We start from the raw sequence: 23,739 nt of genomic DNA on the forward strand, positions 1-23,739 counted from the left end.
CGGCTTACGGACAGCGCGTCAGGTTACGGACCGCGGGAACACGACCGACGCCCGCCGGGGGCGGCCCGGCGGCGGTCCGCGGCCGGCCCGTCACTCCCCGTCGTCGAACTCCTGGAACAGCTTCTTGAAGTCATCGTCGTCCTCGGTCACCGCCTCCAGCGACTCGTCGGCCCGCGACCGCAGCTCCTCGATCCGGTCCGTGAGCCGCTGGTACTCGTCGTTGTCGGCGAGTTCCGTCGCGCTCTTCTCCGTCTCCAACATCGCCTTCTTCGAGGTCAGCGAGAACAGCTCCTGCATCTCCGTGTCGTACTCGCCGCGCCGCAACAGCCCCGAGACGGTCTCCTTGAGGGTGTCGCTGGTGACCGGCTTCACGAGGTAGTCGTCGAACCCCATCTTCAGGATGTCGAAGTCGGGCTCCACGGCGGTGACCATCGCGACCCGGCAGTCGATCCCGCGCTCGCGCACCGCCGACAGCACCTCGTCGCCAGAGAGCCCCGGCATCCGCCTGTCGAGGAGGATCGCGTCGACGTCGTCGTCGGCCTCGTCGAGCTGCTCCAGCGCCTCCTGGCCGCCGTACGCGGTCCGGACGCGGTACTCGTCGCCGAGCCACGCGGCGTACAGGTCGGCCAAATCCGGTTCGTCCTCGACCACGAGGACGAGCGGCGGTTGCTCACTCATGGGTTCTCGGAGCGACGAGGTATTCGCTCACACCTTTCGTCGTTCCGCGGGCTATATTAAAATACCTCTTCGGGCCCACACCGCCGCTACCGGACCCCGCCGGATCGGCCCGCCGGTCGCCCGACCGCCGGCCGGGTCACTCGTTCGGGCTGTAGTTCGGCGCCTCGTCCGTGATCATCACGTCGTGTGGGTGCCCCTCGGTCTGCCCGGCGCTGGAGACGCGGACGAACTCCGCGCGCTCGTGCAGCTCGGGGACCGTCTCGGCGCCGACGTACCCCATCCCGGAGCAGATCCCGCCGGTGAGCTGGTGGAGCTCCGAGGCGAGGCTCCCCTTGTACGGGGTCGCGGCCTCGACGCCCTCGGGGACGAACTCCTCGTCCTCCTCCTCCTCCTTGAGGTAGCGGTCGCCGCCGCCCGACTTCATCGCGCCGACCGAGCCCATCCCGCGGTACTGCTTGTACTTCTTCCCCTGCATCGTGATGACGCGGCCCGGCGCCTCGTCGGTGCCGGCGAAGTACGATCCGAGCATGACCGCGTTCGCGCCCGCGGCGAGCGCCTTGATCGCGTCGCCGGAGTAGCGGATGCCGCCGTCGGCGATCACCGGCACGCCGTGTTCGGTCGCCACGTCGGCGACCTCCGAGACCGCGGTCATCTGCGGCATCCCGGCGCCGCTCACGACGCGCGTGGTGCAGATCGAGCCCGGCCCGATCCCCACCTTCAGCCCGTCGGCGAAGTCGACGGCGGCCTCCGCGGCCTCGCGCGTGCCGACGTTGCCGACGACGACGTCGGCGTCGACGGTCCCTTTGATCGCCCGCGCCGAGTCGAGCACGTTGAGGTTGTGAGCGTGCGCGCAGTCGATGAAGATCACGTCGACGTCGGCCTCGTCGGCCGCGATCGCGCGCTCCTCCTCGAAGGGGCCGACGGCGACGCCCGCCAGCAGGCGGCCCTCCCCGTCGCGGGCGGCGTCCTCGTGCTCGCGGCGCTGGAGGATCCCCTGCATCGTGACGAGCCCGACGAGCCGGTCGTCGCCGTCGACGACCGGGACGCGCTCGATCTTGTGGTCGTACATCAGTTCGAGCGCCTCGCGCGCCTCGACGTCCTCCGGCGCGGTGATGACCTCGTCGGTCATCGCCTCGCTGACGGCGTCGTCCTCGCCGACCTCGAGGTACGGGCGGATGTCGGTGCCGGAGATGATCCCGAGAACGGTGTCGTCGCCGGCGACGACGGGGGCGCCGGAGACGCCCTGTCGCTCCATCACGGCGTCGGCCTCGCGCACGGTGTCGTCGGGCGAGACCGTCACGACGTTCTCGCGGCGGATGACGAGCTCGTGGGCGCGCTTGACGCGCTCGACCTCGGCCGCCGTCTCCTCGACGGTCATGTTGCGGTGGAGGACACCGAGCCCGCCCTCGCGGGCCATCGCGATCGCGAGGTCGCTCTCGGTGACGGTGTCCATCGCCGCCGACAGCACCGGCACGGTGAGTTCGACGTTCTTCGAGACGCGCGCGGAGAGGTCGGCGTCGTCGGGCTCGACCCGGCTCTCCTTGGGGCGGAGGAGCACGTCGTCGAACGTCAGCGCTTCCGGCACGTCGAGCTTCGCAGAGAATCGACCGGAGTTTGTCTCCATATAAACCGTCGTGAGTGCCGAATAAAAAACGTTGCGAGTCAGCACGGACGTGCACGTCGTTCTCATTCCTGGCCGGCAGATATGCGAATTCGTGGATCGAACAGAGCACGACGAGGCCGGTGTCGACCGGGGCTATCACCGTGGTCTCACGTCGCCGACATCGTTGGCGTTCCGTCCCGGCGGCCGCCGCCGCCTCGTTCGATTTCGCATGCCCGAACCGATCCGCGATTCGACGCCCGGGCGCCGGGTTCGGCGACGGATCGTCGGCGGAGCGGGCGATCGGCCGTCGGTTCCCGCCCGCACTCATAAGCGGACGCCGGCGATCGTCCGTGTCGTGCGGACGGGTCTCACACAACCTTTAACGCGACCGAAACGCGTATACGAAGTATGGACTCCGACAGTTCCATGAACGCGCGCACCGCCGGCCAGCCGATCCGCGTCCTCGGCGCCTCCTTTACAGCCGGCAATCCGCGCAAACTCTTCACATGGGCTCGTCGGGCCGCCTTCGGCTTCGACTCCGCACGCCGGGCCCTCGGCTATCGCGGGTCGTCCGCTTCCCACCGTCTCCCCGTCGGTCAGGGACATCGCCCCTGAATGAGCGTCTCACGCCACCCGATAGCGCTCCGCTTAGAGCGGCAGGTGGGCAGCGCGACGAAGCTGCTCGCGACGGTCATGGTGCTGCCGCTGATCGACGGCATCTTCCCCGCCCTCGTCGTCGCCGGCGTGTTGAGCACCGCGACCGGAGTCGTCGAGACCGGCATCCTCATCTTCGGCGGATCGGCGACCGCAGCCGTGATCCTCGCCGAGATGGACGGCAGCCGCCGCGAGATGGTGACCTCGGTGCTGCTGATCGGCGCGGTGGTCGTCCCGCTGGCGGCGCTCGAAGCCGCGTTCGCCCCCACGTTCAGGGGCTTCCTCAACCTCCCCGTCTTCGAGCGGTTCGCCGGGCTGGTGATCCTCACGATCGCCGCCAAGACCGCGAGCTCGGAGATCGGCGAGTTCCTGCCGAGCCCCGGCGTCATCATCGCGCTCGGGCTCGTCGCGAGCTTCGACCCCAGCGGCTTCGCGATCGAGACGTCGCCGGAGTACGTGGTCAACGGGGCCGCCGCGGCGGGCGTCGGCGTCGCGTTCGCGCTGTCGATCGCGCTGCTGTCGCCGCACCTCCGCGGCCGCGTCGACATCGACCGCTTCCGGTTCGGCTCGGCGGTCGCGCTCGGCGTGCTCGCGCTCCCCATCCTGCTCGGGCCGTTCGACCTGATGCAGACCGAAGCGCCGATCGCGCTGGCCGTCCTCGCCGTCACCACGCTGTTCGCCTACGACCCGAACGCGGGTCCCGTCGCGGACGCCGACGGCGACTCGCCGGACGACGGGCCCGTCGGCGGTGACGCGGAGGGCGATGGCGACGGTGACGCGGAGGGCGGCGACGCGGACGGCCCGGCGGACGACGAGACCCCCGGCGACGAGGGGATCGCGCCGACCGACCCGCCGCTCGACACCCCGCCGGACGCTCCCGGTCCGATCGTCAGCGACGACGTGACGGCGTTGGCCAACGGCGGCGACCGCGACCCGGACGACGACGCCGACCCGTTCACCGACGACGACTCCCGCGCTCCCTGGCTGTAGGCGTCGGCCCGGAACCGATCGGCCCCCGCTCCGGCGTGTCGCCGGGGTTTAGGTGCTCCGTCCGCTACGCCGTGTATGTCCAATCGCGTCGTTCAGGGGCGGATGGTGACGCCCGAGAAGCTCGCCGAGCTGGTCGAGGGCGAGCCGGTGCTCGAAGCCGAGTCGATCGCCGACGCCGACCGCGACTGTCCGGAGTGCGGCGGCGACGTCATCACCGTCGGCTACATGCCGAGCGTCACCGAGTTCGTCACCGGGTTCAAATGCCAGGAATGCGACTGGAGCGACGACGACCGCTGACGGAGGCGAGGCGTCGGTCGTGACGGTCGAGGGCGATCCGGTGTTCGACGCCGATCGCGTCGCCCTTCCGTCCCTCAATCGCTCGCGATCGAAACCCCTTTACCCGTCTTTCGGCAACGTCTCGATGCGACACCGCGTGGGGCTGTGGCCAAGCCAGGCATGGCGACTGACTCCAGAGGTCCGCGCCTGGGACGACGCTCCAGACTGATATACCGAGCGGGCGACTGATCATCGCTCGCGTTGACGACCCTCTGGAGTTCCGAGGCGCACCGGAGATATCAGTCGATCGGGGGTTCAAATCCCTCCGGCCCCATTTTTCTGCCGCCGCGCACGACGTCGCGAGCGGCGGCGATGTGACGAGTGAAGGGTTTCGACCGGGGAGCGACGGCGATCCGGCGTCCGACCACTGACCAGAAGCTTCCGAAAACGAGCGCCCCTCAGACAGTTATAAATTTTCTAACTGCCTCTGACAGCGTTTTGAACGATCGCGCCACATCGGTAAACAGTCTCGAAATGACCGGAGCGATCGTTAATCCAGGCGAAGCCGCGACAACGCTCTGCCCCTTATATGATGCCGGCCGTCCATGCGACGAGTACGTCCGGTGTTCCCCATGTCAAGCAAAACGTCCTCCCGATCGATTCGGGCGCCGATACGGATCGGCGCCACCCTGTCGAGCGCGTGTTGGAACCGAGCGGTCGCGAGCGTTCGGGCCGTCGCCTTCTGGGCGGCGATCCTGTTGCCGATCGCGTACGTGCCCGCGGCGTACGGCGTCGCGGGCTTCGAGCAAGGGTGGCGTCCGCTCGCGCTCATCGTCCTCCACGTCGCCTGCGTCGTCGTCGGTCACGACCACCACGGTTCCGGGGGTCACGCATGAGCGCGACCGAAGAGACCGTTCACTCGGCCGCCGAGCCCGAACCGTCGGCGTCGAAGGCCGATCGGCTCGCCGAGTTCCTCCGGACCGAGGCGGCGGACGGCGAGACGTACTTCAAAGCGAAGTTCATCGCCGACGACGTCGGCCTCTCGCCGAAGGAGATCGGCGCGCTGATCGTCCGACTTCGGGACTCGATGGAGGACGTCGAGATCGAGAAGTGGTCGTACACGGGCGCGACGACGTGGCGCGTCGCCCCGGCGTAGCGAGTCGCTGTCGGGCCGTAAGCCGTTACGCGGACACCACGGAATTTTGTTCGGGCAGCCCTTAGCATACCGCGTGAAACGAAACATCGGGCGGATCGACGCGCTCGTCCGGATCGCGGCCGGCGTCGCGATCGCCGTGCTCGCGGTCCTCGCGGCAACCGGGCGCCTGACCGTTCCGGTCGTCTCCGCGGTCGGACTCGGCGTCGCGGGGGCGGTCCTGATCGTCGAGGGCGCGACGCGTCGGTGTCTCCTCTACCGCGTGCTCGGAATCGACCGCTGTCCGGCGGACTGAACTCCCGCTCGGTGTCCGTCCGAGCGACAGCGATTCCGAGCGATTCGGAGCTCGTTTCGAAACGACCCGCAAAAATGAGCGCTGCGGGATCGTGAACCACGGTCGTCCCGCCTCGCTTCATACCCCGATTCAAACCTTCGACCCGGATTTAGCTCTTCCTGTGCGGTCGTCGCAAAATCATGGGCGCTGCAGGAACCCTGTCCACCCCGTAACAACCTAGTATCAATCAGCAGGCTGGTCCAGAATCCGCCGCCTCCCGACTGGGATTTGCTGGACCAACTATGGACGACCTCGAACCAATCGCGCCCGACGAAGCACTCGCACTGTACATCGACCATCGACGACGCGAAGTGGCCAAATCGACCCTTCGCTCCCACAAATCCCGCCTCGGACACTTCGTCCGCTGGTGTGAACACGAAAAGGAAATCACGAATCTCAACGAGCTCACCGGCCGTCTTCTCCACGAGTTCCGACTATGGCGGCGAAGCCACGACGGGGAAATCAAACCGGTCACCGAAAAAACGCAGATGGATACGCTTCGCGTGTTCATCCGGTTCCTAGAGACTGTCGACGCAGTCAAACCCGACCTCAGCGAGAAAGTTCTCTCACCCGACCTTGATGCCGACGAAAACGTACGGGACGACCGGCTCACTCCCGAGCAGGCCGAAGCCATCCTGACCCACTTGGGGAAATACGAGTATGCCTCGCGAGCACACGTGGTTCTCACGCTCCAGTGGCATACGATGCTCCGTCGTGGAGCAGTCCGAACACTCGATTTGTCGGACTACCATCCAGACGACCAGTCGCTGGAAATTCGCCATCGACCAGAGACGGACACGCCAATCAAGAATAAAATGGTGGGAGAACGGTTCGTCGCGCTCTCTTCGGAGGTCTGTGCTCTGCTTGATGACTGGATAGACAACCAACGACCGGATGTTGTTGATGAATTCGGGAGGGAGCCACTCATCGCAACACCACACGGACGAATGCACGCTACCACGCCGACGACGATTGTGTACAACTGGTCGCGGCCGTGTAGAATTGGACTTCAATGTCCTCTCAATCGGGACCCGGAAGAATGCGAAGCTGCGGAGTACGTCCACGCATCGAAGTGTCCCGAGAGCGTGTCATCGCACGCTGTTCGCCGAGGTGCGATAACGCATCATCTCAGCTCGGATGTTCCGGTTGAGGTCGTCTCAGCCCGTGCGAACGTGAACCCAGATACCCTCGACAAACACTACGACCGGCGGGATGAGAAAACGAAGATGGAACAGCGGAGAAAATACCTCAACAATATATAATCCAAACTACACAACAACCGTGAGTCGGTATTCACAACTTTTTATTACTCCTACGGTGTCCGGCAGTGCTCGTAGGATGTCTGGCTACCAGTCTTTCTGGACCGTTCTACTGGAAACTTGTAAGAAGTTATCTACCCGTCCAGAAGGTCATCTAAGTCGCCGGCAGTCAGCGAATTATGCTCCTCAAGATATGCATCAACATCTTCAACCGTGTCCAAATCTGTAATCATATCAAGTTTCTGTTGGGCTTGCTGGCTGAATTTTCCCAGTTCGCCTTGGTCATATTCGTGGTCTTCGTCAACGTAGAGAACGTAAATTATATGATAGTTAGTATTGCCCTCGGGTATGAACGTGACTACTTTTGCGTATACACGGCCCGCTTCGCTGAATTTGATTATATCTAAGTTTCCAATTTGTTCGTAAACATACCCGTCAGGCGGCGCAGTTTCCTTCGCGATATTCCTGAGTTTCGTTAGTAGGTTCTTTTGTTCGGAAGCACTCAGACCAGCGAGATGGTTAGGGAACCTCCCATCAAATATAATGTGCGTCTCTTCAGACCCGCCTAGAGGAATATGCGCCACACAGCTTCAAGAGACGGTAATGCGACTTAAAAGTTTAAAATTTGAGAACGGCTTCGATTTCGTCCTTGCTAGCGGTGTTGCCCTCTGCAAGGTTATCAATCGCTTCGAGAACCTCTACCGGTACAGAGGGCTCATCGTCTCCCTCTGACTGAGCGGGTTCCCGAGCGAATTCAGTCGACATACGAGCAGTTAAGTGATTCATCGCTATAAATCTACTCCCTAGCCATCAGCTCCGAAAGTGGAAGTCTGGAAACCATCTATGAAGGTCATTGTGATTTCAGTCAAAGTATGAGCTACTGTGGGAAAACTCAGAGCTTCCGCTATCTGCTGTTTCGTGCCCTCTAAGGAATTATTTGATGGAAAGGCCTCTATGCGCCATATTTCTGGTTTTGTTGGTGTGCCATCTTCATCAACCTCATCCGGGCCTCCATCTTTTCTTGCTTGGTCCGGAAGTCGTAGTGCCGGTCGAGAATCTTCTCGGATACGTCGCACCTCTCTGAGAGTACCATCTTTGGAATCGCATCCTTGAGACTGGCTGTGATATACCCTTTCCGAACCGGATGGGTGCTCAGACTGTCTGGGCACTTGAATGCCCAGTTATTTCTCTTGGCGGCATCGCACTCACGCGGGTCTCTACCGTAGGGACACTCCATACCGATAGCGCAGGGACGCGTCCACGCGTAGAAGTACGTGCGAATGGTCGACTTCGAAACTCGCCCATGCGAGGTAGTCAGCAACGGTGCTCGGCCGTACTCGTCTGACTGGTCCACCCGCTTATCATCAAGGTAGTCATCCAGAACGTCACAAACGTCCAGAGTAATACTAACATCGCGTTCACCCTCCTCACCATTCTTCAGTGTCGTTCCCGTCTTCGGTCGGTGTCTCAATTTCAGATACCCACCTTCCCTCTGGGACACGTAGTCCGACACGTCAAGCGAATGAATTCCACCCAATTGTGCTCCACTCTCTGCATACAGGAGCCAGATGACGTGGTGAAGGCTCGCATACTCGTACCGAGCAAGCCAATCGAGTATTTGCTTCGCAGTGTGTGAATCGAGAATTTCATCTCGAACCTCGTCACTTCGGCTGACCTTCGGTATGAGGACGTACTCGTGTAGACCGGGCGTGACGAATTCCCACTGCTCACATCGCTTGATGAACACTCGAAGAATCTTTTGCTGCGTCTCTTCTGACTTGGGTCGTAGTTTCTTGACCTTCGTCGGTGCTTCTTCTCGCCTCCAGACACGGTAATCCGCGAGGTCGTTACCCGTTAATTCGCTCAGGTCAGTGATTCCCCTCACCTCATCACACCAGACAACGAAGTGGTTGTACAAGGCAGAACGGTGCGTGTACTCAGTACCAGCTCTCATATTTCGGGTCTGGAAGTATTTGTCCACGGCCTCTTTCGGTGTCTTTGACGAGAGTGATGGACTCAGTTCCTCCGACATCTTGTCCGTGAACATCTGCATCATCTCTTCCGCAGACAGGTCAGAGACCTTCGGAGATGTGTCGTCAGCAGCGCTCATTTGTGGCTCACCTCGCGGAAGAAAGACGGCATTTTACTGAGATTCATGCACGGGTCAATCACAGCCGATTCATTCGTTTCCATTACTCCTACAAACGTCTGAATGTAGTATAAGTGTGACTAGTTTTGGAATTTCTAAAGTAGAAGGATTCATATACTAGATGGAGGAAAGACTGAGAAAGTAGAAGAAGTTAAATAGCCAAATTCAGGGTTACTGTGCCCTATACCCAGATTTCAATTGTCTGTGTTGTTCGAGAATAATCGGCATTTTCACATCGGCTATCTTCGCTAGGGGCAGCCCTATATTCTGGATAATATTAGACGTTTGTCCAATATGGTATCGCGAGCATTTCGGTCGAGACTCCCTTTACAAAAGACCGACCTCTTACCCAAGAAATTCGACTGATGACGACAAGCTCGTTGAGGGCACCACATAGCATATGACTATCTTGTCTTCGATTCTGTACGTTACATGAACTTCTGCGAAGATTGTGGAGTTCTCATCGCACCTAAGGCCTCCAGCAGCCGCTGTCTGTACGACATTATTCCGCGAGATGAATTCCGGGGAGCGAATCACGTACTGCTAAATCCCACGTTCGGGTCCGCATCACGCTTGGTGAGTGGAGCAGATGCAGACATCGTCCTTGACGAGATGCTCGTCGACATCAAGACCGTCAAGAATCTCAAATTGAAACCGGATTATTGGCGTCAGCTTGTCGGGTATGTCGTGTTAGCTGACCTCGCGGGAGACGAGTTAGATGAAATGCCTCGTTTCTCTGAAGTCGGCATCTACTATGCTCGGCACGGGACACTGTGGCGGTCGTCTGCCACGGATATCTACGAACACGAGAAGTATGAGCAATTCAAGACGTGGTTCCGTGAGAAAGCTGAGGAGCATTTCGGCCAATCAACGTGACGACATCGTCCACCGTTAGTAGCAGAAACTGCTACCGTCTACGTTCACTAACTTGTGCGCCTCGTTGTGATTCATACTCGAATGGCTTTCAACATCCACAGACACACAGTGAGAATAGTCTAAACTACATACACTCGGCGACTTAGTCAATAAGGCGGGCTTCAAGGCGGTCAAGGATTTCCCAAAGCAACGGAACTGGCTGGAGACTGCGGAAGGAGATAGCCTCATACACGTACTCGTCATTAGCCGCCGGGCGTTCTTGATAGTGCGCCCATCCATCCACGTGCGGATTCGGTTCGTGGTGCCACCCACAGTCGAAGCCCGAGCTTTCGCTGTAATGAAAGGCGAATTCGGGGTCTGCGTCGGCAGCCTCGCCCGCGTACCACCGAAGGGTGAGTGTTCCCTCGTCCGCTTCGCTGCCGAGGATAGCAGGGTCAAGTGTCGCAACGACACGGATGAATTGGCCGGGCGGCTCCCCACTCGCATGTTGGACGGTAGGGTGTCGCTCAATCGTGCGTCTGAGTTCGAGTAGAATCGTGTGCGATGCCTGTCCGGGGTCGTAGCCGCCGTCGAACGCGAACATCCGGTCAGGCAGGTGCTGGGGTACTTCCAGCGTAGTCAGAGTAATGCTCGATAGCGTCCTCTACAAGTTGGAGACGATACGAGATGATGTCCCAGTCGTTCGCAGTCCGGCGCATCTCTCGCGTTGCCTCGGCAGTATCGGCATGTGCCGCCTGCTCGCGAAGGTCGCTCGGTGAATCCGCGTCGTACTCGGTTTTCCACTCCTCGACCTGCTCCTGTAGGTCGCCACGCAGTTCGAGAAGGTCGTCGCGGGTCCGGTTGTCGAGGAGGTCGCGGAGAGCTTGCATTCGCGTGTAGAGCGGGTCGGGTTCGTACCGGGTTGCAGTCCCTCCGGTAGCGGTTCGGAGAACATTCATTTCCACGAGGCGTTGGAGGTGGTCGCGCGCAGTATTTCCCGCGACGTGGGCCTGCTCTGCAATCCAGTCAGCCGGCTTAGGCTCGGAAACTGTAACGGCGACCGCGCGCACGCGGTCAAAGGCACTCTGGTGCTCTTTCCAGAGCTCGGCCCCAGATTCATCTGTCATGCGTAGCGGTTAGCGCTGAACTACAATAATTCTATTGGGGACACAAACTATTGAACAAGAACGATGTCATCAGAGGTGGCGAGCTGACCACGAGAGAGGCTGAATCGTTCTCCAGAAGGTCAAGCGTCAGTAGCTTTATTATGAACTACGGTAATCTTGACTCTAGCAAATCGCACGACGGAGGAGATGGGGATGACGTGGCATAATGAACTCTACTCCAATATCGGAGAAAGGTTTAAATACACCTCGTCGCCGTCTGTTGACTCCTAGGTGTTATGCGGCAGGATGGGCGCTGCAGGATTTGAACCCGCGACAACTTGGTCCGAAGCCAAGCACTCTATCCAGACTGAGCTAAGCGCCCGTGCCGTGTGGTATTCCGCTGGACGTTTTAACTCCCGCGGTTCGGACCCGATCGGCGGTCATCGCGGGCGGCCGTCGGGTCGCGGCCGTGACCGATCAAAAAGAATATTATCGGGACCGAGCATGGTTTCCGTAGTAGATGTGTTCTGGTCGTACGGCCTCGCGGCCGAACGAGAGGCCCGGGTCGCTTTCGCCGTCGCCGAGGTGCGCCCATGTATGACCTGAGGCCGCACTTCGACGAGGAGGTCGACCCCGGGACGAACCTCCTCCTCACCGGCCCGCCGCTGACCGGCAAGCGGTCCATGATGATGGACGTGTTGGCCGCCGGCACCGACCGCGGCGACGGCGCGATCGTCGTCACCACGAAGGACGGCGCCGACCGGGTGCTGAAAGACTACGAGAAGCGAACCGCGTACGAGGGGAAGCCGGTCGCCGTCGTCGACTGCGTCACGCGCCAGCAGGGCGTCGGCGACGCCCGCGAGTCGGACCGTATCAAGTACGCCTCCTCCCCGGTCGACATGACGGGCATCGGGATCAAGCTCTCCGAGTTCCTGCAGGCGTTCGGCGACCGCGGGATCGACCGGAACCGCGTGATGGTCCACTCGCTCTCGACGCTGCTGATGTACTCGGACCTCCAGACCGTGTTCCGGTTCCTCCACGTGTTCACCGGACGCATCCAGAGCGTGAACGGGCTGGGCCTGTTCAGCATCGACTCGACCTCCCACGACGACCAGGCGATGAACACGATCAAGCAGCTCTTCGACGGCGTCGTCACGCTCTCCGAGGACGACGAGCCGAGTATCCGGTTGGCCTGAGCGCCGAGCGGGGGCGACCGCCGGGCGGTTTAATTCCCGCGACCGCGTACGCCCGGCCATGCCCACCACCGACGACGAGGGACTCGACCGACTGCTCGACGCCGAGACGGTCGCCGTGATCGGCTGCTCGACGACGCCGGGGAAGGCGGCCCACGACGTGCCGGCGTACCTCCAGCGGCACGGCTACCGGATCGTGCCCGTGAACCCCTTCGCCGACGAGGTCCTCGGCGAGCCCGCGTTCGACGAGCTCGCGGACGTCGAGGCCGAGGTCGACCTCGTGAACGTGTTCCGCCCGAGCGAGGAGGTGCCGGAGATCCTCGAAGCGGTGCGGGAGCGACACGCGGCGCGCGGCGACGCGGGCGCGGCGTGGCTCCAGCTCGGGATCGGCCACGACGAGGCGGCCGCGGCCGCCGAGGCCGACGGGATCGAGGTCGTACAGGACCGCTGTATGAAGGTCGAACACGGTCGCCTCCGGGGGTGACGGCGGGGACCGGCGGCAGAGGGCTCACCCCTCCCACTCCTCGAAGCTCCGGTAGACGCCCTTCGAGAGGTAGCGCTCGGAGGAGTCGCAGAATATCGTGACGACGGCGTCGTGCGGGGCGTCGATGTCGCCGTCGCGGACCTCGCGGGCGACCCGCTTCGCCGCGATGGCGTTCGCGGCGGCGGACGAGGCGACGAGCTGTCCCTCCTCGGCCGCGAGCCGGCCCATCTCCTCGTGGACCGCGCGGTCGGGAACGGTCAGGATGTCGTCGACGAGGTCGGGGTCGAACAGCTCGTTCCGCGAGATGTCGTGGGTGCCGATCCCCTCGGTCTTGTACGCCCCGTGGTCGACCTCCTCGCCGAGGAACTCGCGGTAGGCCGACCCCTCCGGCTCGACCGCGACGACGCAGGTGTCGGGGTCGCGCTCGCGGAAGTAGCGGGCCGTCCCCATCAGCGTCCCGCCGGTGCCGACGCCCGCGACGACGGCGCCCACCTCGCCGTCGAGCGCCTCGTCGATCTCGGGGGCGGTGGTCTCGTAGTGGGCCTCGGCGTTGAGCGGGTTCGAGAACTGTTGGGGGACGACGGCGTCGTCGAGCTCGTCGGCGATCTCGTGCGCGCGGTCGATGGCGAACCCCATCCCGTCCTCGCTCGGGGTGTTGACAACCTCCGCGCCGAGCGCCCGCATGAGCTGCTGTTTCTCCACCGAGAACCGCTCGGGGACGACGAAGACGGCGTCCAGCCCGAGCTGCTTCGCCGCGACGGCGATGCCGATCCCGGTGTTCCCCGCGGTCGGCTCGACGACGGTGCCGCCCTCGCCCACGTCGCCGCGCTCGAGCATCCGTTCGAGCATGTGCTTCCCGATCCGGTCTTTGACGCTCGCGCCGGGGTTGAACGTCTCCAGCTTCGCGTACACCGGTACCGCGTCCGGCGAGTCGTGTACCCGGACGAGCGGCGTCTCCCCGATCGTCTCCAGCACGGACGACAGGGGCTCCCGATGGGTCGTCATGTTCCCGCAATCGTTGCCGCCCCTTTTGCGTGTTTCCATGGCCGCGTCGACCGCCACCTGTCGTCGCCGTCGGCGGGCGTTGCCGCCGCCCGTGACGCGACCGGATCGACGGTCTCGTCAACGGGTGCCGGGGATCGAACAAACTTATGCCCCTCGTCCGGTTCCGAAGAGGTATGAGCGAGACCGATGCGCAGGCCGACGTGACGGTCGTCCTTCCGGACGGATCAGAGCTGGACGTTCCGGCGGGGGCGACAGTAGAGGACGTCGCCTTCGAGATCGGCCCCGGGCTCGGTCGCGACACCGTGGCGGGGAAGATCGACGGCGAGCTCGTCGAGAAGCACGCCGAGGTCCACGACGGCGCGCGGGTCGAGATCGTCACCGACCAGTCCGACGAGTACCTCACCGTGCTGCGCCACTCCGCCGCCCACGTGTTCGCGCAGGCCCTCCAGCGGCTCCGCCCCGAGGCGACGCTCACCATCGGTCCCCCGACCGACGACGGGTTCTACTACGACGTGACCGACGTCGACCTCGACGAGGACGACCTGGCCGAGATCGAAGACGAGATGGAGGCGATCATCGAGGCCGACTACGACATCGAACGCGAGGTTCGCTCCGGCGAGGAGGCCAGGGAGATCTACGCCGACAACGAGTACAAGCTGCAGATCTTGGAGGAGGAGGCCGACGACGAGGAAGTGACCTTCTACGTCCAGGACGGCTGGCGCGACCTCTGTCAGGGCCCCCACGTCGAGTCGACCGGCGAGATCGGCGCGGCGGCCCTCCTAGAGGTCTCCGCGGCGTACTGGCGCGGCGACGAGGACAACGACACGCTCACGCGCGTGTACGGCACCGCCTTCGCCTCCGAGTCCGACCTCGAAGAGCACCTCGAACTGCGCGAGGAGGCGTTGGAGCGCGACCACCGGAAGATCGGCCAGGAGATGAACCTCTTCTCCATCCCAACGGTGACCGGGCCCGGGCTCCCGCTGTACCACCCGCCGGGCAAGACCGTGCTCCGCGAGCTCTCGGAGTTCGCGAACGAGCTCAACCGCGAGAACGGGTACGAGGAGGTCGAGACCCCGCACGTGTTCCGCACCGAGCTCTGGAAGAAGTCCGGCCACTACGAGAACTACAAGGACGACATGTTCCTCCTCGACGTCAACGACGAGGAGTACGGGCTCAAGCCGATGAACTGCCCGGGCCACGCGACGATCTTCGACCAGCAGTCGTGGTCGTACCGCGACCTCCCGCAGCGCTACTTCGAGAACGGGAAGGTGTACCGGAAGGAGCAGCGCGGCGAGCTCTCCGGCCTCTCGCGCGTCTGGTCGTTCACCATCGACGACGGCCACCTGTTCGTCCGCCCCGACCAGATCCGCCGGGAGATCGAGTCCGTCATCGAGATGATCTTCGAGGTCGTCGAGACGCTCGACCTCTCCGTCGAGGTCGCGCTGGCGACCCGCCCGGAGAAGTCCGTCGGCGGCGACGAGATCTGGGAGTCCGCGGAGGAGCAGCTGCGCGAGGTGCTCGACTCCGGCGGCTACGACTACGACGTCGAGCCCGGCGACGGCGCCTTCTACGGCCCGAAGATCGACTTCGGCTTCGAGGACGCGCTGGGCCGCGTCTGGGACGGCCCCACCGTCCAGCTCGACTTCAACATGCCCGAGCGGTTCGACCTGACGTACACCGGCGAGGACAACGAGGACCACCGGCCGGTGATGATCCACCGCGCGCTGTACGGGAGCTACGAGCGCTTCTTCATGGTGCTCATCGAGCACTTCGACGGCGACTTCCCGCTGTGGCTCGCGCCGGAACAGGTCCGGATCCTCCCCGTCTCCGACGAGACGCTCGGCTACGCCCACCAGGTGAAAAACGAGCTGGCCGAGGCCGGCTTCCGCGTCGAGGTCGAGGACCGCGACTGGACGGTCGGCCGCAAGATCCGCGCCGGCCACGACGACCGGCTCCCGTACATGGTCATCGTCGGCGACGACGAGGAGGCGGCCGGCACCGTCTCGGTGCGCGACCGCTTCGAGAACCAGCGCGGCGACGTCGAGCTCGACGCCTTCGTCGACCACCTGACCGACGAGCGCGACGAGAAGCGGACCGAGCCCGACTTCGTCGACGCGGCGTGACCCCGGCCGCTCCCGGGCGCTCGCCCCGCCGGCTCACGCCGGCTCGACGCCGGTGACCTCGAACCGCGCGCCGCCGCGGTCCCCCTCGACGAGCGCGACCTCCCACCCGTGCGCGCCGGCGATCTCCTCGACGATGCTCAGTCCGAACCCGGTGCCCTCGTCCGTCGTCGTGTACCCCGTCTCGAACACCCGGTCGCGCTCGGCGGTCGGGACGCCCCGACCGTCGTCTGACACGTAGAACCCGGTGCGGTCGGACAGGGGGCCGACGGCGACCGTGATCCCGTCCGCGCCGTCCGCCCCTCCGTCCCCGTCCGCGGGCGCGTGCTCGGCGCTGTTCCGGAAGAGGTTCTCCAGCAGCTGTCGGAGCCGAGTCCGGTCGGCCGTGATCCGGTGCCCGTCAGCCTCCGAGCGCAGCGCGGCCCCCGCCGTCTCGGTCGTCTCCCACGCGTCGGCCGCGACCTCGCCGAGGTCGACGTCGTCCACGTCGTCGACCGGCAGCCCCTCCCGGGCCATCGTGAGGAGGTCCTCGGTGAGCGTCTCCATCCGTTCGAGCGCGCGGTCGATCGGCGGGACGTGCTCGCTGTCGCACTCGGCCGCGAGGAGGTCGAGGCGACCCATCGCGGTGTTCAGCGGGTTCCGCAGGTCGTGGCTCACCACGCTGGCGAACCGGTCGAGCCGGTCCCGCTCGCGCCGGAGCTCCGACCGCGCCCGCTGGCGCTCCAGCTCGTAGCTCATCCAGCGGGTCAACAGCTCCACGAACGTCCGCTGCGTGTCGGTGAACGCCTCGCCCCTGGCGGCCGTGCTCGCGAAACAGAGGGTGCCGTACCGATCGCTCCCGATCTCGATCCGGCCCCCGATGTACGAGTTCAGCTCGAACCGGTCGTACGCGGGGTCCTCGTCCCACCCCTCGTCGGCCGCGTTCACGATCGTCAACAGGCTGTCGAGCTCGACGGTCCGCTTGCAGTACGCCTCTTCGAGCGGACAGCTCTCGCCGGCCCGCAGCTCCGGGTGTTCGGCGTTCGAGAACTCGACGTACTGGGTGTCGCCCTCGATCCGGGTGAGGAAGCCGTTCGGCATCCCGAGGTACTCACAGCCCAGCTCCAGCATCGACTCGACCTTCTCCTCGAACGAGCGGTCCTGGTCGGACGACACCGCGTACAGCCGCTGGGTCGCGTGGAGGCTCTCCTGTCGCCGCTGTTCCAGCTCCCGCCGCTCGGTGATGTCGCGGAGGTACACCGAGAGCCCGCTCTCGGACGGGAACGCTCGCACATCGAACCACGTCCCCAGCGGCCGGTAGTGCGAGTCGAACGAGACCGGCTCCTGGGTCTCCATCGCCTCGTGGTACTCGTCGTAGAACTCCGTGTCGACGGCGTCGGGGATCGCCTCCCACAGGTGGGTTCCCTCGATCGACTCCGCGTCGCCGAGCGCGTCGTCGGTCATCGCCGATTGGAGGATCTCCGCCGCCCGTTCGTTGGCGTACGTGACCCGCCAGTCGGTGTCGACCGCGAAGAACCCGTCGGCCATCCGGTCGAGGACGGTCCGGAAGTCCTCCTCGGACCCCGGTCCGGGCGACAGGTCAGTCATACCGCCGGGTTCGGCCACCACCCATTTAGGTAACCCGGATCCCGGCCCGCGTCGTCGCGGCGGCGACGCGGCCGTGGCCCGCGTTCGGTTGCGCGTTCCGTCGCGTTTTTACCGTCTCCGCTCCGTTTGTCGCGTATGTCGAAGCAGGTTCCGACGCTCGACGAACGGCCGCCCGACGTCGGCGAGCTGACACCGCCCGACCGCACGCTGATGGGGCCCGGGCCGAGCGACGTCCACCCGCGCGTGCTTCGGGCGATGAGCACGCCGCTGGTCGGCCACCTCGACCCGTCGTTCGTCGAGATCATGGACGAGGTCCAGGAGCTGCTGCGGTACGCGTTCCGGACGGACAACCGGTGGACGATCCCGGTCTCGGGCACCGGCTCCGCGTCGATGGAGGCCGCGATCGGGAACCTCGTCGAGCCGGGCGACACGATGCTCGTCCCGACGAACGGCTACTTCGGCGGGCGGATGCGGTCCATGGCCGAGCGGGCGGGCGGCGACGTCGTCGAGGTCGACGCCCCGTGGGGCGAGCCCCTCGACCCGGTCGACGTCGAGCGCGCGTTCGACGAGCATCAGCCGGACGTGTTCGGCTTCGTCCACGCCGAGACGAGCACGGGCGTCCGCCAGCCCGACGTGTCGGAGCTGACCGACATCGCCCACGCCCACGACGCGTACGTGATCGCCGACTGCGTCACCTCGCTCGGGGGCGTCGAGATGCGCGTCGACGAGTGGGGCGTCGACGTCGCCTACTCGGCGCCGCAGAAGTGCCTCTCCTGTCCGCCGGGCGCGAGCCCGCTCACGCTCAACGACCGCGCGATGGAGAAGGTGCTCTCGCGCGAGGAGCGGGCCCGGTCGTGGTACCTCGACCTCTCGCTGTTGGAGGGGTACTGGGGCGACGAGCGCGCGTACCACCACACCGCGCCGATCACGAACGTCTACGCGCTCCGCGAGGCGCTCCGGCTCGTCGCCGAGGAGGGGATCGAGGACCGGTGGGACCGCCACCGCGCCGTCGCCGGCGAGCTGAAGGCCGGGCTGCGGGACCTGGGGCTGGAGATGAACGCCGCCGAGGAGTGCTGGCTGCCGAGCCTGAACGCCGTGCGCGTCCCCGACGGCGTCGACGACGCCGCGGTCATCGACCGGCTCCTCGACGAGTACGACCTGGAGATCGCCTCCGGACTGGGCGATCTCGAAGGGGAGATCTGGCGGATCGGCTGCATGGGGCGCTCCGCACGCCGGGAGAACGTCGAGTACCTGCTGGCCGCGCTGGCGGACGCGCTGGCCGAGCAGGGGTACGAGGCCTGAGCCCGCGGCGCCCCGCACCGGAGCGCGGTACCGCCTCTCACTCGCCTTTTTGTCCGTCGCCGACGGCGGTCTCGGTATGTCCGACGCGTTCGGCCGAGCGATCCGCGACCACTTCCGCGGCGAGCGGGACGAGCCCCTCCTGCACCGCGACGGCGGCGAGACCGTCGAACACCCGATCGAGGCGTTCTACTTCGCCGACTTCGACCCGAGCGCGGACCCGGCCCACGAGTGGCTGGCGTCCCGGCTTCGGGGGCCGCTCGTCGACCTCGGCGCCGGCACCGGTCGACACGCGCTGTACTTCCAGGAGCGGTTCGAGACGGTCGCGATCGAGCCGAGCCCGGCGCTGGTCGAGACGATGCGGGACCGCGGCGTCGACGACGCCCGCGAGGGCGACATGTTCGCGCTGCGCGAGCAGTTCGAGCGCGACCGGTTCGGCTCGGCGCTCGCGAACGGGACTCAGGTCGGGCTCGCCGGCTCGATGCGGGGACTGAGCGAGTTCCTCGGCGACCTCGCGCACGTGACCGCGCCGGACGCGACCGCCGTCGTCGACTCCTACGATCCGACCCATCCGGCGACCGCCGAGCTCGTCGGCTACCGGGACGACCCGACTCCGGGGCTCGCGCACCGCGTCATGTTCTTCGAGTACGAGGGCGAGACGAACCCGGTCCTCCAGCTCCGGCTGTTCAGCCCCGCTCGGCTCCGCGAGGCCGCGATCGGGACGGGCTGGGAGCTCGGCGAGGTCGCCCGCGGCGGCGAGGGGAACGAGTACCACTACCGCGCCGCGCTGCGGAAGCGTGGCGACGCGTGAGCTCCGGGGCAGTCGTGGCGGTCGCACCGGCCGCGCGGCGGGTCGATAGCGTCGACGCCGCCGTCGGCGCCGGCCGTAGCGGCCTCAGCGACTCTCTCGACCGTCGACGGACAGCGACCGCGGCCCGCGGCCGCCTCGCGACCGCCGCCGGAGTTTTACCTCGGCGCGCGCGTCTCCCCGCCATGGGCGACCCAGCCTGCGACCGCCGGTTCTGTCCCGAGTGCGACCTCGCCGTCGCGCGGGCCGACGACGCCTGCCCCGAGTGCGGCGCGTCGCTCCCCGAGTGACCGAGGGCGCGGTCAGAGCGTGTCGCCGAACTTGTCTCGGCGGAAGAGGTCGATCTCCTGAGCCGACGACCCACGGCGCGTGGCCGCGAACGCGATCGCCTCGGCGACCTCCTCGGGCTCGGTCACCGTGCCCGGCTCGAACCGCTCCTCGAACGGCTCGCCGTCCTCGCTGCCGAACTCCGTGCGCACCTCGGAGGGGTTCACTACCGAGACGGCGACGCCCTCGTCGCCGACCTGCGCCGCGACGCTGTGCGCGAAGCCGCGCACCCACCACTTCGTCGCGGCGTACACCGGATTGAACGAGCGCGGGTACTGGCCCGCGAAGCTCCCGACCACGACGAGCGTCCCCTCGCTCTCCTTCAGCCGCGGGAGCGCTTCGCGCGCGAGGAAGAACGTCCCGTCGACGTTCGTCTCCTGCATGGCGAAGTACTCCTCGTCGGTCATCGTCTCCACGTCGCTGCCGCGGCCGAGCCCCGCGTTGGAGACGACGACGTCGAGCCCGTCGAAGCGGTCGACGACCGCCTCGACCGCGGCCTCGCCCGTCGCCCGGTCGCGGACGTCGCCGTCGACGACCAGCGCGCTCGCGTCGTGCTCGGCCTCCAGGTCCGCCGCCACCGACTCCAGCGCCTCGCGCCGCCGGGCCAGCAGCGCGACGTTCGCGCCGCGGGACGCCAGCGCGTGCGCGGTCGCCTCGCCGATCCCGGAGCTCGCGCCCGTCACCAGTGCCGTCTCGCCGTCGAGCGTCGTCATGTCCGGCGGATCGCAGAGCGCGGTGATAAAGGATCGCGTCGGGGAAGCGGTGGCTCGTTCTGCGGTCGACACGGACAGATCAGCCCCAACAATAGGAAATTGACACAGCATATTAACACGCTCTATGGTGAATACGAGCTTGAGTTCGAGCGTAATTATACCGACGAGTAAACCTACTCCATTACGGTGGTTTTTTGATCAGTTTGTCAAATACGATCTTATGAGTGACGGTGGTAACAGTGATCTAATTCTCGAAGCGATATTGAGCACACATGAGCAGCAACTTCAGACATTGCGACAAGGACGCCTTTCCTTACTGAGAATTGCGAGTTTTAATATAGTTTTACTTAGTATGTTACTCGCATTTGCCGGTGTAGCTATACAAACAAGCCTACCTATTGGGCTGCTTGAGTTCTCCATACCAATTGCATTACAGATATTAGCTATTCTACTCGCCATAATCAAATACAGAAATTTGACTGAAGCTTGGGGATACGGGCTTAATCGTGAATTTGTAGCAGAAATAAATTCAGAATCGAGAAGTATCGCTACTGAGGAGATTGTTGGGATATATCAGAATGCAATTGACAAAAATAGACGAGAAATAGGCTCTATTGGAACCTGGATATTTGGAATTATTTGTATAATGTGTGTATCGCTCGGATCATTGTTTGGCCTAATCGTGATTCCGGCTTGAGTCTCCTCATACTATATTTTGAGGACTGCAGAGTACGCATTTTTGATGACATTCAGGAAGAGCTGCATTGAGGAGGCTTGTCGTTCTCGCTCACTGTTCAGGTTATGTAGTGGTATCTCGACTTTGTCACAGTCAATTCTCACGCTGAGACAGACACCGCAACACCACGGAGATGACACTCATCCGCGCACTCATTAAATGTGGGCTCAGGTACCCGGGAAATGTTCAGTTACCAGACGAACTCACTCTGCGATTTGTGTTGACTTTGAGGTGGTAAGTCTGCAGTCCTGTGATATACGCGGCTCAAATTGTTTAGTGAATGAGCGGGCCAGGCGCGATTGTGAACTACGAGAAGACGGTCGCTCGCTTCGCTCGCGCTGCGACTTCTCTACTTCAAACCGCTTCCGTCCGGTTCCCTCACCGCATCGCTGTCGCTCTGCGGTTCGGTGCACGGGCCGGGCGCGATTTGAACACGCGACCGACGGATTAAGAGTCCGTCGCTCTCCCTAACTGAGCTACCGGCCCTCACCGAATTCTACCGCTGTCGAGGTAAAAGACCTTTTCATTCGACGACGCGGTCTCCGGGGCGCCGTCGTCCCCGATGGACTCACCGCTTCCGCCCGCCCCGCGCGGAGAGCGCACTCGTTAAGTGTCGTCCCGGGGAAATCACGTGCAATGAGTGGGGCATCCGGATCGGCGCGGACGCGATACGCCATCCTCGGCTGTGGCAGCGTCGGACACGCCGTCGCGGAGGAGCTGACCGGTCGCGGCAAGGACGTGCTCATCCTCGACCGCGACGAGAGCCGCGTCGAGGCGCTCCGCGATCAGGACCTCAACGCCCAGGTGCAGGACATCGCCGAGCCGGACGTCGTCGACGCGATCGACGGCCGCGACATCGTGCTGATCCTCGCCAGCGACGTCGAGGCCAACAAGGCGGCCGTCTCGGCCATCCGCGACGTCGGCGGCGACCACTACCTCGTCGCCCGCGCCTCCGACCCGGTCAGCGAGGACGAGCTCCGCGAGCGCGGCGCCGACGTGGTGATCAACCCCTCGACCGTGATCGCCGACAGCGCCCTCCAGTCGCTCGAAACGGGGGAGCTGGAGTACATGGCGCGCCAGCTCGCGGAGATCATCGAGAAGGGCGGCGGCCGGATGGCGATCCTGACCCACGACAACCCGGAGCCCGACTCGATCGCGTCGGCGACCGCGCTCCAGGCGATCGCGGGCGCGTTCGGCGTCGAGGCCGACATCCTCTACTCCGGCGACGTGGGGCACCAGGAGAACCGCGCGTTCGTCAACCTCCTCGGGATCGACCTCGTCGCGCGGTCCGACGCGCCCGACCTCTCGGAGTACGAGACGGTCGCCGCGGTCGACCTCGCGAAGTCGGCCGACGACGGCTTCGACTTCGACGTCGACATCGACGTCTACGTCGACCACCTGGAAGCCGACGTGCCGTTCGACGCCCGGTTCGTCGATGTGCGGACCAACGTCTCCTCGACGTCGACGATCCTCACGAAGTACCTCCAGGAGTTCGACCAGTCGCCGACCGAGGCGGTCGCGACCGCGCTCCTCTACGGGATCCGCGCCGAGACGCTCGACTTCAAGCGCGACACGACGCCCGCGGACCTGACGGCGGCCGCGTACCTCCACCCGTTCGCGAACCACGACACCCTCGAACAGGTGGAGTCGCCGTCGATGAGCCCCGAGACGCTGGACGTGCTCGCGGAGGCGATCCAGAACCGCGAGGTGCAGGGGAGCCACCTCTTCTCGACCGCCGGCTTCATCCGGGACCGCGAGGCGCTCGCGCAGGCGGCCCAACACCTCCTCAACCTGGAGGGGATCACGACGACCGCCGTCCTCGGGATCGCCGACGACACCATCTACCTCGCCGCGCGCTCGAAGGACATCCGGCTGAACATCGGCAACGTCCTCGACGAGGCGTTCTCGGAGATGGGCGACGCCGCCGGTCACTCGACGCAGGGGTCGCTGGAGATCCCCCTCGGCATCTTCACCGGCATCGAGGCGAGCGGCGAGAACCGCGACACCCTCCTCCACCTCACCGAGGAGGCCGTCCGCCGGAAGCTGTTCGACGCCCTCGGCGTCGAGGGCGGCGACGGCGGGAACGGGTCGTAGCGGGACGCGTCGACGCGAGCACCGCCGGCCCGACCGCCGGATCCGTTTTACTCGTCGGTTCCGTATCCCCGAGCGAGCGCGCCGCGACCAGCATGCACGTCCCCGACGACCCGCCCGACGCCTGCCCCGCCTGCGGCGACCCGTACGACTCGGTCTCGCGACACGCGGGCGGCTTCGTGGCGAACCTGCTGGACAACGAGCGCTACCGGCGGGTCTGTTTCCACCCCGCGACCGACGACGGCGACCCCGCCTTCGACTGCTATCACCACACGCACGAGCAGGCCGGCACCGACTGACGGGGTCGCGGTCGAACCGC

At 64.6% G+C, this 23,739-nt stretch carries 26 protein-coding genes and 3 tRNA genes; 17 read left to right on the forward strand and 12 right to left on the reverse strand.

What is annotated here, in order from left to right; all coding sequences use genetic code 11:
* Positions 1-90: 90 nt before the first annotated feature.
* Both NO900_RS12035 and guaB read right to left on the reverse strand, forming a co-directional pair.
* Positions 91-678: a HalX domain-containing protein gene (locus tag NO900_RS12035; RefSeq protein ID WP_256409468.1), complete on the reverse strand. Its 588-nt coding sequence runs from the start codon at positions 676-678 to the stop codon at positions 91-93.
* A gap of 136 nt (positions 679-814) precedes the next feature.
* A complete protein-coding gene (guaB, locus tag NO900_RS12040) occupies positions 815-2,302 on the reverse strand; it encodes an IMP dehydrogenase (protein ID WP_256409469.1) in 1,488 nt (495 codons plus the stop codon).
* Positions 2,303-2,689: 387 nt separating this feature from the next.
* On the opposite strand from guaB, the gene NO900_RS12045 reads away from it, so the two are divergent.
* The 8 genes from NO900_RS12045 (at position 2,690) to NO900_RS12080 (ending at position 6,950) form a co-directional block, all read left to right on the forward strand.
* The gene (locus tag NO900_RS12045) at positions 2,690-2,896 is read left to right on the forward strand and encodes a DUF8099 family protein (protein WP_256409470.1); all 207 of its coding nucleotides are present in this window, start codon (positions 2,690-2,692) and stop codon (positions 2,894-2,896) included.
* Positions 2,897-3,925, forward strand: coding sequence for a DUF5794 domain-containing protein (locus tag NO900_RS12050; protein WP_256409471.1), 1,029 nt, complete (start codon positions 2,897-2,899; stop codon positions 3,923-3,925). It abuts the gene before it with no gap.
* 75 nt (positions 3,926-4,000) lie between these two features.
* The gene (locus tag NO900_RS12055) at positions 4,001-4,222 is read left to right on the forward strand and encodes a DUF5795 family protein (protein ID WP_092565533.1); all 222 of its coding nucleotides are present in this window, start codon (positions 4,001-4,003) and stop codon (positions 4,220-4,222) included.
* 138 nt (positions 4,223-4,360) lie between these two features.
* A tRNA-Trp gene (locus tag NO900_RS12060) sits at positions 4,361-4,535 on the forward strand.
* 298 nt (positions 4,536-4,833) lie between these two features.
* Positions 4,834-5,097, forward strand: coding sequence for a DUF8028 family protein (locus NO900_RS12065; protein WP_256409472.1), 264 nt, complete (start codon positions 4,834-4,836; stop codon positions 5,095-5,097).
* Positions 5,094-5,357, forward strand: a complete 264-nt coding sequence (locus NO900_RS12070) for a DUF7123 family protein (protein WP_256409473.1) — start codon at positions 5,094-5,096, stop codon at positions 5,355-5,357. The genes NO900_RS12065 and NO900_RS12070 overlap by 4 nt, the downstream gene beginning before the upstream one ends.
* A 73-nt stretch (positions 5,358-5,430) precedes the next feature.
* Positions 5,431-5,649, forward strand: a complete 219-nt coding sequence (locus NO900_RS12075; RefSeq protein WP_256409474.1) for a YgaP family membrane protein — start codon at positions 5,431-5,433, stop codon at positions 5,647-5,649.
* Between the two features lie 281 nt (positions 5,650-5,930).
* Positions 5,931-6,950: a tyrosine-type recombinase/integrase gene (locus NO900_RS12080; protein WP_256409475.1), complete on the forward strand. Its 1,020-nt coding sequence runs from the start codon at positions 5,931-5,933 to the stop codon at positions 6,948-6,950.
* 131 nt (positions 6,951-7,081) lie between these two features.
* Here the strand turns inward: NO900_RS12080 and NO900_RS12085 are convergent, their stop codons facing one another.
* The 3 genes from NO900_RS12085 to NO900_RS12095 form a co-directional block, all read right to left on the reverse strand.
* Complete coding sequence (locus tag NO900_RS12085) at positions 7,082-7,531, reverse strand: hypothetical protein (protein ID WP_256409476.1); 450 nt, start codon at positions 7,529-7,531, stop codon at positions 7,082-7,084.
* A 34-nt stretch (positions 7,532-7,565) separates the two neighbouring features.
* Positions 7,566-7,712, reverse strand: a complete 147-nt coding sequence (locus NO900_RS12090; protein ID WP_255150403.1) for a hypothetical protein — start codon at positions 7,710-7,712, stop codon at positions 7,566-7,568.
* A 187-nt stretch (positions 7,713-7,899) separates the two neighbouring features.
* The gene (locus NO900_RS12095; protein WP_256409477.1) at positions 7,900-9,057 is read right to left on the reverse strand and encodes a tyrosine-type recombinase/integrase; all 1,158 of its coding nucleotides are present in this window, start codon (positions 9,055-9,057) and stop codon (positions 7,900-7,902) included.
* Positions 9,058-9,672: 615 nt separating this feature from the next.
* Between NO900_RS12095 and NO900_RS12100 the strand changes: the two genes are divergently transcribed.
* Positions 9,673-9,972, forward strand: a complete 300-nt coding sequence (locus NO900_RS12100) for a hypothetical protein (protein WP_256409478.1) — start codon at positions 9,673-9,675, stop codon at positions 9,970-9,972.
* Positions 9,973-10,114: 142 nt separating this feature from the next.
* Here the strand turns inward: NO900_RS12100 and NO900_RS12105 are convergent, their stop codons facing one another.
* The 3 genes from NO900_RS12105 to NO900_RS12115 form a co-directional block, all read right to left on the reverse strand.
* Positions 10,115-10,555 (reverse strand): hypothetical protein, encoded by a 441-nt coding sequence (locus NO900_RS12105; protein WP_256409479.1) that lies wholly within the window; start codon positions 10,553-10,555, stop codon positions 10,115-10,117.
* Positions 10,556-10,559: 4 nt separating this feature from the next.
* Positions 10,560-11,078 carry a DUF7342 family protein gene (locus NO900_RS12110; protein ID WP_256409480.1) on the reverse strand — a complete coding sequence of 173 codons (519 nt, stop codon included), beginning with the start codon at positions 11,076-11,078 and terminating at the stop codon, positions 10,560-10,562.
* A gap of 286 nt (positions 11,079-11,364) precedes the next feature.
* Positions 11,365-11,439, reverse strand: a tRNA-Arg gene (locus NO900_RS12115).
* Positions 11,440-11,650: 211 nt separating this feature from the next.
* Between NO900_RS12115 and NO900_RS12120 the strand changes: the two genes are divergently transcribed.
* Positions 11,651-12,253 carry an RAD55 family ATPase gene (locus NO900_RS12120; protein WP_256409481.1) on the forward strand — a complete coding sequence of 201 codons (603 nt, stop codon included), beginning with the start codon at positions 11,651-11,653 and terminating at the stop codon, positions 12,251-12,253.
* 58 nt (positions 12,254-12,311) lie between these two features.
* Positions 12,312-12,734 carry a CoA-binding protein gene (locus NO900_RS12125; protein ID WP_256409482.1) on the forward strand — a complete coding sequence of 141 codons (423 nt, stop codon included), beginning with the start codon at positions 12,312-12,314 and terminating at the stop codon, positions 12,732-12,734.
* 24 nt (positions 12,735-12,758) lie between these two features.
* Here NO900_RS12125 and NO900_RS12130 read toward each other — a convergent pair whose 3' ends face one another.
* The gene (locus tag NO900_RS12130) at positions 12,759-13,739 is read right to left on the reverse strand and encodes a PLP-dependent cysteine synthase family protein (RefSeq protein WP_256409483.1); all 981 of its coding nucleotides are present in this window, start codon (positions 13,737-13,739) and stop codon (positions 12,759-12,761) included.
* 146 nt (positions 13,740-13,885) lie between these two features.
* Here NO900_RS12130 and thrS point away from each other — a divergent pair, with 146 nt between their 5' ends.
* Positions 13,886-15,862, forward strand: a complete 1,977-nt coding sequence (thrS, locus tag NO900_RS12135) for a threonine--tRNA ligase (protein WP_256409484.1) — start codon at positions 13,886-13,888, stop codon at positions 15,860-15,862.
* Positions 15,863-15,895: 33 nt separating this feature from the next.
* On the opposite strand, the gene NO900_RS12140 is transcribed toward thrS, so the two are convergent.
* The gene (locus NO900_RS12140; protein WP_256409485.1) at positions 15,896-17,446 is read right to left on the reverse strand and encodes a PAS domain-containing sensor histidine kinase; all 1,551 of its coding nucleotides are present in this window, start codon (positions 17,444-17,446) and stop codon (positions 15,896-15,898) included.
* A gap of 135 nt (positions 17,447-17,581) precedes the next feature.
* Between NO900_RS12140 and NO900_RS12145 the strand changes: the two genes are divergently transcribed.
* The gene (locus NO900_RS12145; protein ID WP_256409486.1) at positions 17,582-18,748 is read left to right on the forward strand and encodes a pyridoxal-phosphate-dependent aminotransferase family protein; all 1,167 of its coding nucleotides are present in this window, start codon (positions 17,582-17,584) and stop codon (positions 18,746-18,748) included.
* 76 nt (positions 18,749-18,824) lie between these two features.
* Positions 18,825-19,556, forward strand: coding sequence for a methyltransferase domain-containing protein (locus tag NO900_RS12150; RefSeq protein ID WP_256409487.1), 732 nt, complete (start codon positions 18,825-18,827; stop codon positions 19,554-19,556).
* 299 nt (positions 19,557-19,855) lie between these two features.
* Here NO900_RS12150 and NO900_RS12155 read toward each other — a convergent pair whose 3' ends face one another.
* Positions 19,856-20,593 carry an SDR family oxidoreductase gene (locus NO900_RS12155; protein WP_256409488.1) on the reverse strand — a complete coding sequence of 246 codons (738 nt, stop codon included), beginning with the start codon at positions 20,591-20,593 and terminating at the stop codon, positions 19,856-19,858.
* Positions 20,594-20,813: 220 nt separating this feature from the next.
* Here NO900_RS12155 and NO900_RS12160 point away from each other — a divergent pair, with 220 nt between their 5' ends.
* Positions 20,814-21,290 (forward strand): hypothetical protein, encoded by a 477-nt coding sequence (locus NO900_RS12160; RefSeq protein WP_256409489.1) that lies wholly within the window; start codon positions 20,814-20,816, stop codon positions 21,288-21,290.
* Between the two features lie 451 nt (positions 21,291-21,741).
* Here the strand turns inward: NO900_RS12160 and NO900_RS12165 are convergent.
* Positions 21,742-21,815 (reverse strand) — tRNA-Lys (locus tag NO900_RS12165).
* 150 nt (positions 21,816-21,965) lie between these two features.
* Between NO900_RS12165 and NO900_RS12170 the strand changes: the two genes are divergently transcribed.
* Positions 21,966-23,423, forward strand: a complete 1,458-nt coding sequence (locus NO900_RS12170) for a DHH family phosphoesterase (protein ID WP_256409490.1) — start codon at positions 21,966-21,968, stop codon at positions 23,421-23,423.
* A gap of 92 nt (positions 23,424-23,515) precedes the next feature.
* The gene (locus NO900_RS12175; RefSeq protein ID WP_256409491.1) at positions 23,516-23,719 is read left to right on the forward strand and encodes a DUF8145 family protein; all 204 of its coding nucleotides are present in this window, start codon (positions 23,516-23,518) and stop codon (positions 23,717-23,719) included.
* The last annotated feature ends 20 nt before the right edge of the window (positions 23,720-23,739 follow it).

The organism is Halorubrum rutilum (genome assembly GCF_024494565.1).

What these genes read in the sequence shown, in the direction of transcription:
- NO900_RS12035 (WP_256409468.1), bottom strand. Translation starts at nt 678, where the DNA reads ATGAGTGAGCAACCGCCGCTCGTCCTCGTGGTCGAGGACGAACCGGAT.
- guaB (WP_256409469.1), bottom strand. Translation starts at nt 2,302, where the DNA reads ATGGAGACAAACTCCGGTCGATTCTCTGCGAAGCTCGACGTGCCGGAA.
- NO900_RS12045 (WP_256409470.1), top strand. Translation starts at nt 2,690, where the DNA reads ATGGACTCCGACAGTTCCATGAACGCGCGCACCGCCGGCCAGCCGATC.
- NO900_RS12050 (WP_256409471.1), top strand. Translation starts at nt 2,897, where the DNA reads ATGAGCGTCTCACGCCACCCGATAGCGCTCCGCTTAGAGCGGCAGGTG.
- NO900_RS12055 (WP_092565533.1), top strand. Translation starts at nt 4,001, where the DNA reads ATGTCCAATCGCGTCGTTCAGGGGCGGATGGTGACGCCCGAGAAGCTC.
- NO900_RS12065 (WP_256409472.1), top strand. Translation starts at nt 4,834, where the DNA reads ATGTCAAGCAAAACGTCCTCCCGATCGATTCGGGCGCCGATACGGATC.
- NO900_RS12070 (WP_256409473.1), top strand. Translation starts at nt 5,094, where the DNA reads ATGAGCGCGACCGAAGAGACCGTTCACTCGGCCGCCGAGCCCGAACCG.
- NO900_RS12080 (WP_256409475.1), top strand. Translation starts at nt 5,931, where the DNA reads ATGGACGACCTCGAACCAATCGCGCCCGACGAAGCACTCGCACTGTAC.
- NO900_RS12090 (WP_255150403.1), bottom strand. Translation starts at nt 7,712, where the DNA reads ATGTCGACTGAATTCGCTCGGGAACCCGCTCAGTCAGAGGGAGACGAT.
- NO900_RS12095 (WP_256409477.1), bottom strand. Translation starts at nt 9,057, where the DNA reads ATGAGCGCTGCTGACGACACATCTCCGAAGGTCTCTGACCTGTCTGCG.
- NO900_RS12105 (WP_256409479.1), bottom strand. Translation starts at nt 10,555, where the DNA reads ATGTTCGCGTTCGACGGCGGCTACGACCCCGGACAGGCATCGCACACG.
- NO900_RS12110 (WP_256409480.1), bottom strand. Translation starts at nt 11,078, where the DNA reads ATGACAGATGAATCTGGGGCCGAGCTCTGGAAAGAGCACCAGAGTGCC.
- NO900_RS12120 (WP_256409481.1), top strand. Translation starts at nt 11,651, where the DNA reads ATGTATGACCTGAGGCCGCACTTCGACGAGGAGGTCGACCCCGGGACG.
- NO900_RS12125 (WP_256409482.1), top strand. Translation starts at nt 12,312, where the DNA reads ATGCCCACCACCGACGACGAGGGACTCGACCGACTGCTCGACGCCGAG.
- NO900_RS12130 (WP_256409483.1), bottom strand. Translation starts at nt 13,739, where the DNA reads ATGACGACCCATCGGGAGCCCCTGTCGTCCGTGCTGGAGACGATCGGG.
- thrS (WP_256409484.1), top strand. Translation starts at nt 13,886, where the DNA reads ATGCCCCTCGTCCGGTTCCGAAGAGGTATGAGCGAGACCGATGCGCAG.
- NO900_RS12140 (WP_256409485.1), bottom strand. Translation starts at nt 17,446, where the DNA reads ATGACTGACCTGTCGCCCGGACCGGGGTCCGAGGAGGACTTCCGGACC.
- NO900_RS12145 (WP_256409486.1), top strand. Translation starts at nt 17,582, where the DNA reads ATGTCGAAGCAGGTTCCGACGCTCGACGAACGGCCGCCCGACGTCGGC.
- NO900_RS12150 (WP_256409487.1), top strand. Translation starts at nt 18,825, where the DNA reads ATGTCCGACGCGTTCGGCCGAGCGATCCGCGACCACTTCCGCGGCGAG.
- NO900_RS12155 (WP_256409488.1), bottom strand. Translation starts at nt 20,593, where the DNA reads ATGACGACGCTCGACGGCGAGACGGCACTGGTGACGGGCGCGAGCTCC.
- NO900_RS12160 (WP_256409489.1), top strand. Translation starts at nt 20,814, where the DNA reads ATGAGTGACGGTGGTAACAGTGATCTAATTCTCGAAGCGATATTGAGC.
- NO900_RS12170 (WP_256409490.1), top strand. Translation starts at nt 21,966, where the DNA reads ATGAGTGGGGCATCCGGATCGGCGCGGACGCGATACGCCATCCTCGGC.
- NO900_RS12175 (WP_256409491.1), top strand. Translation starts at nt 23,516, where the DNA reads ATGCACGTCCCCGACGACCCGCCCGACGCCTGCCCCGCCTGCGGCGAC.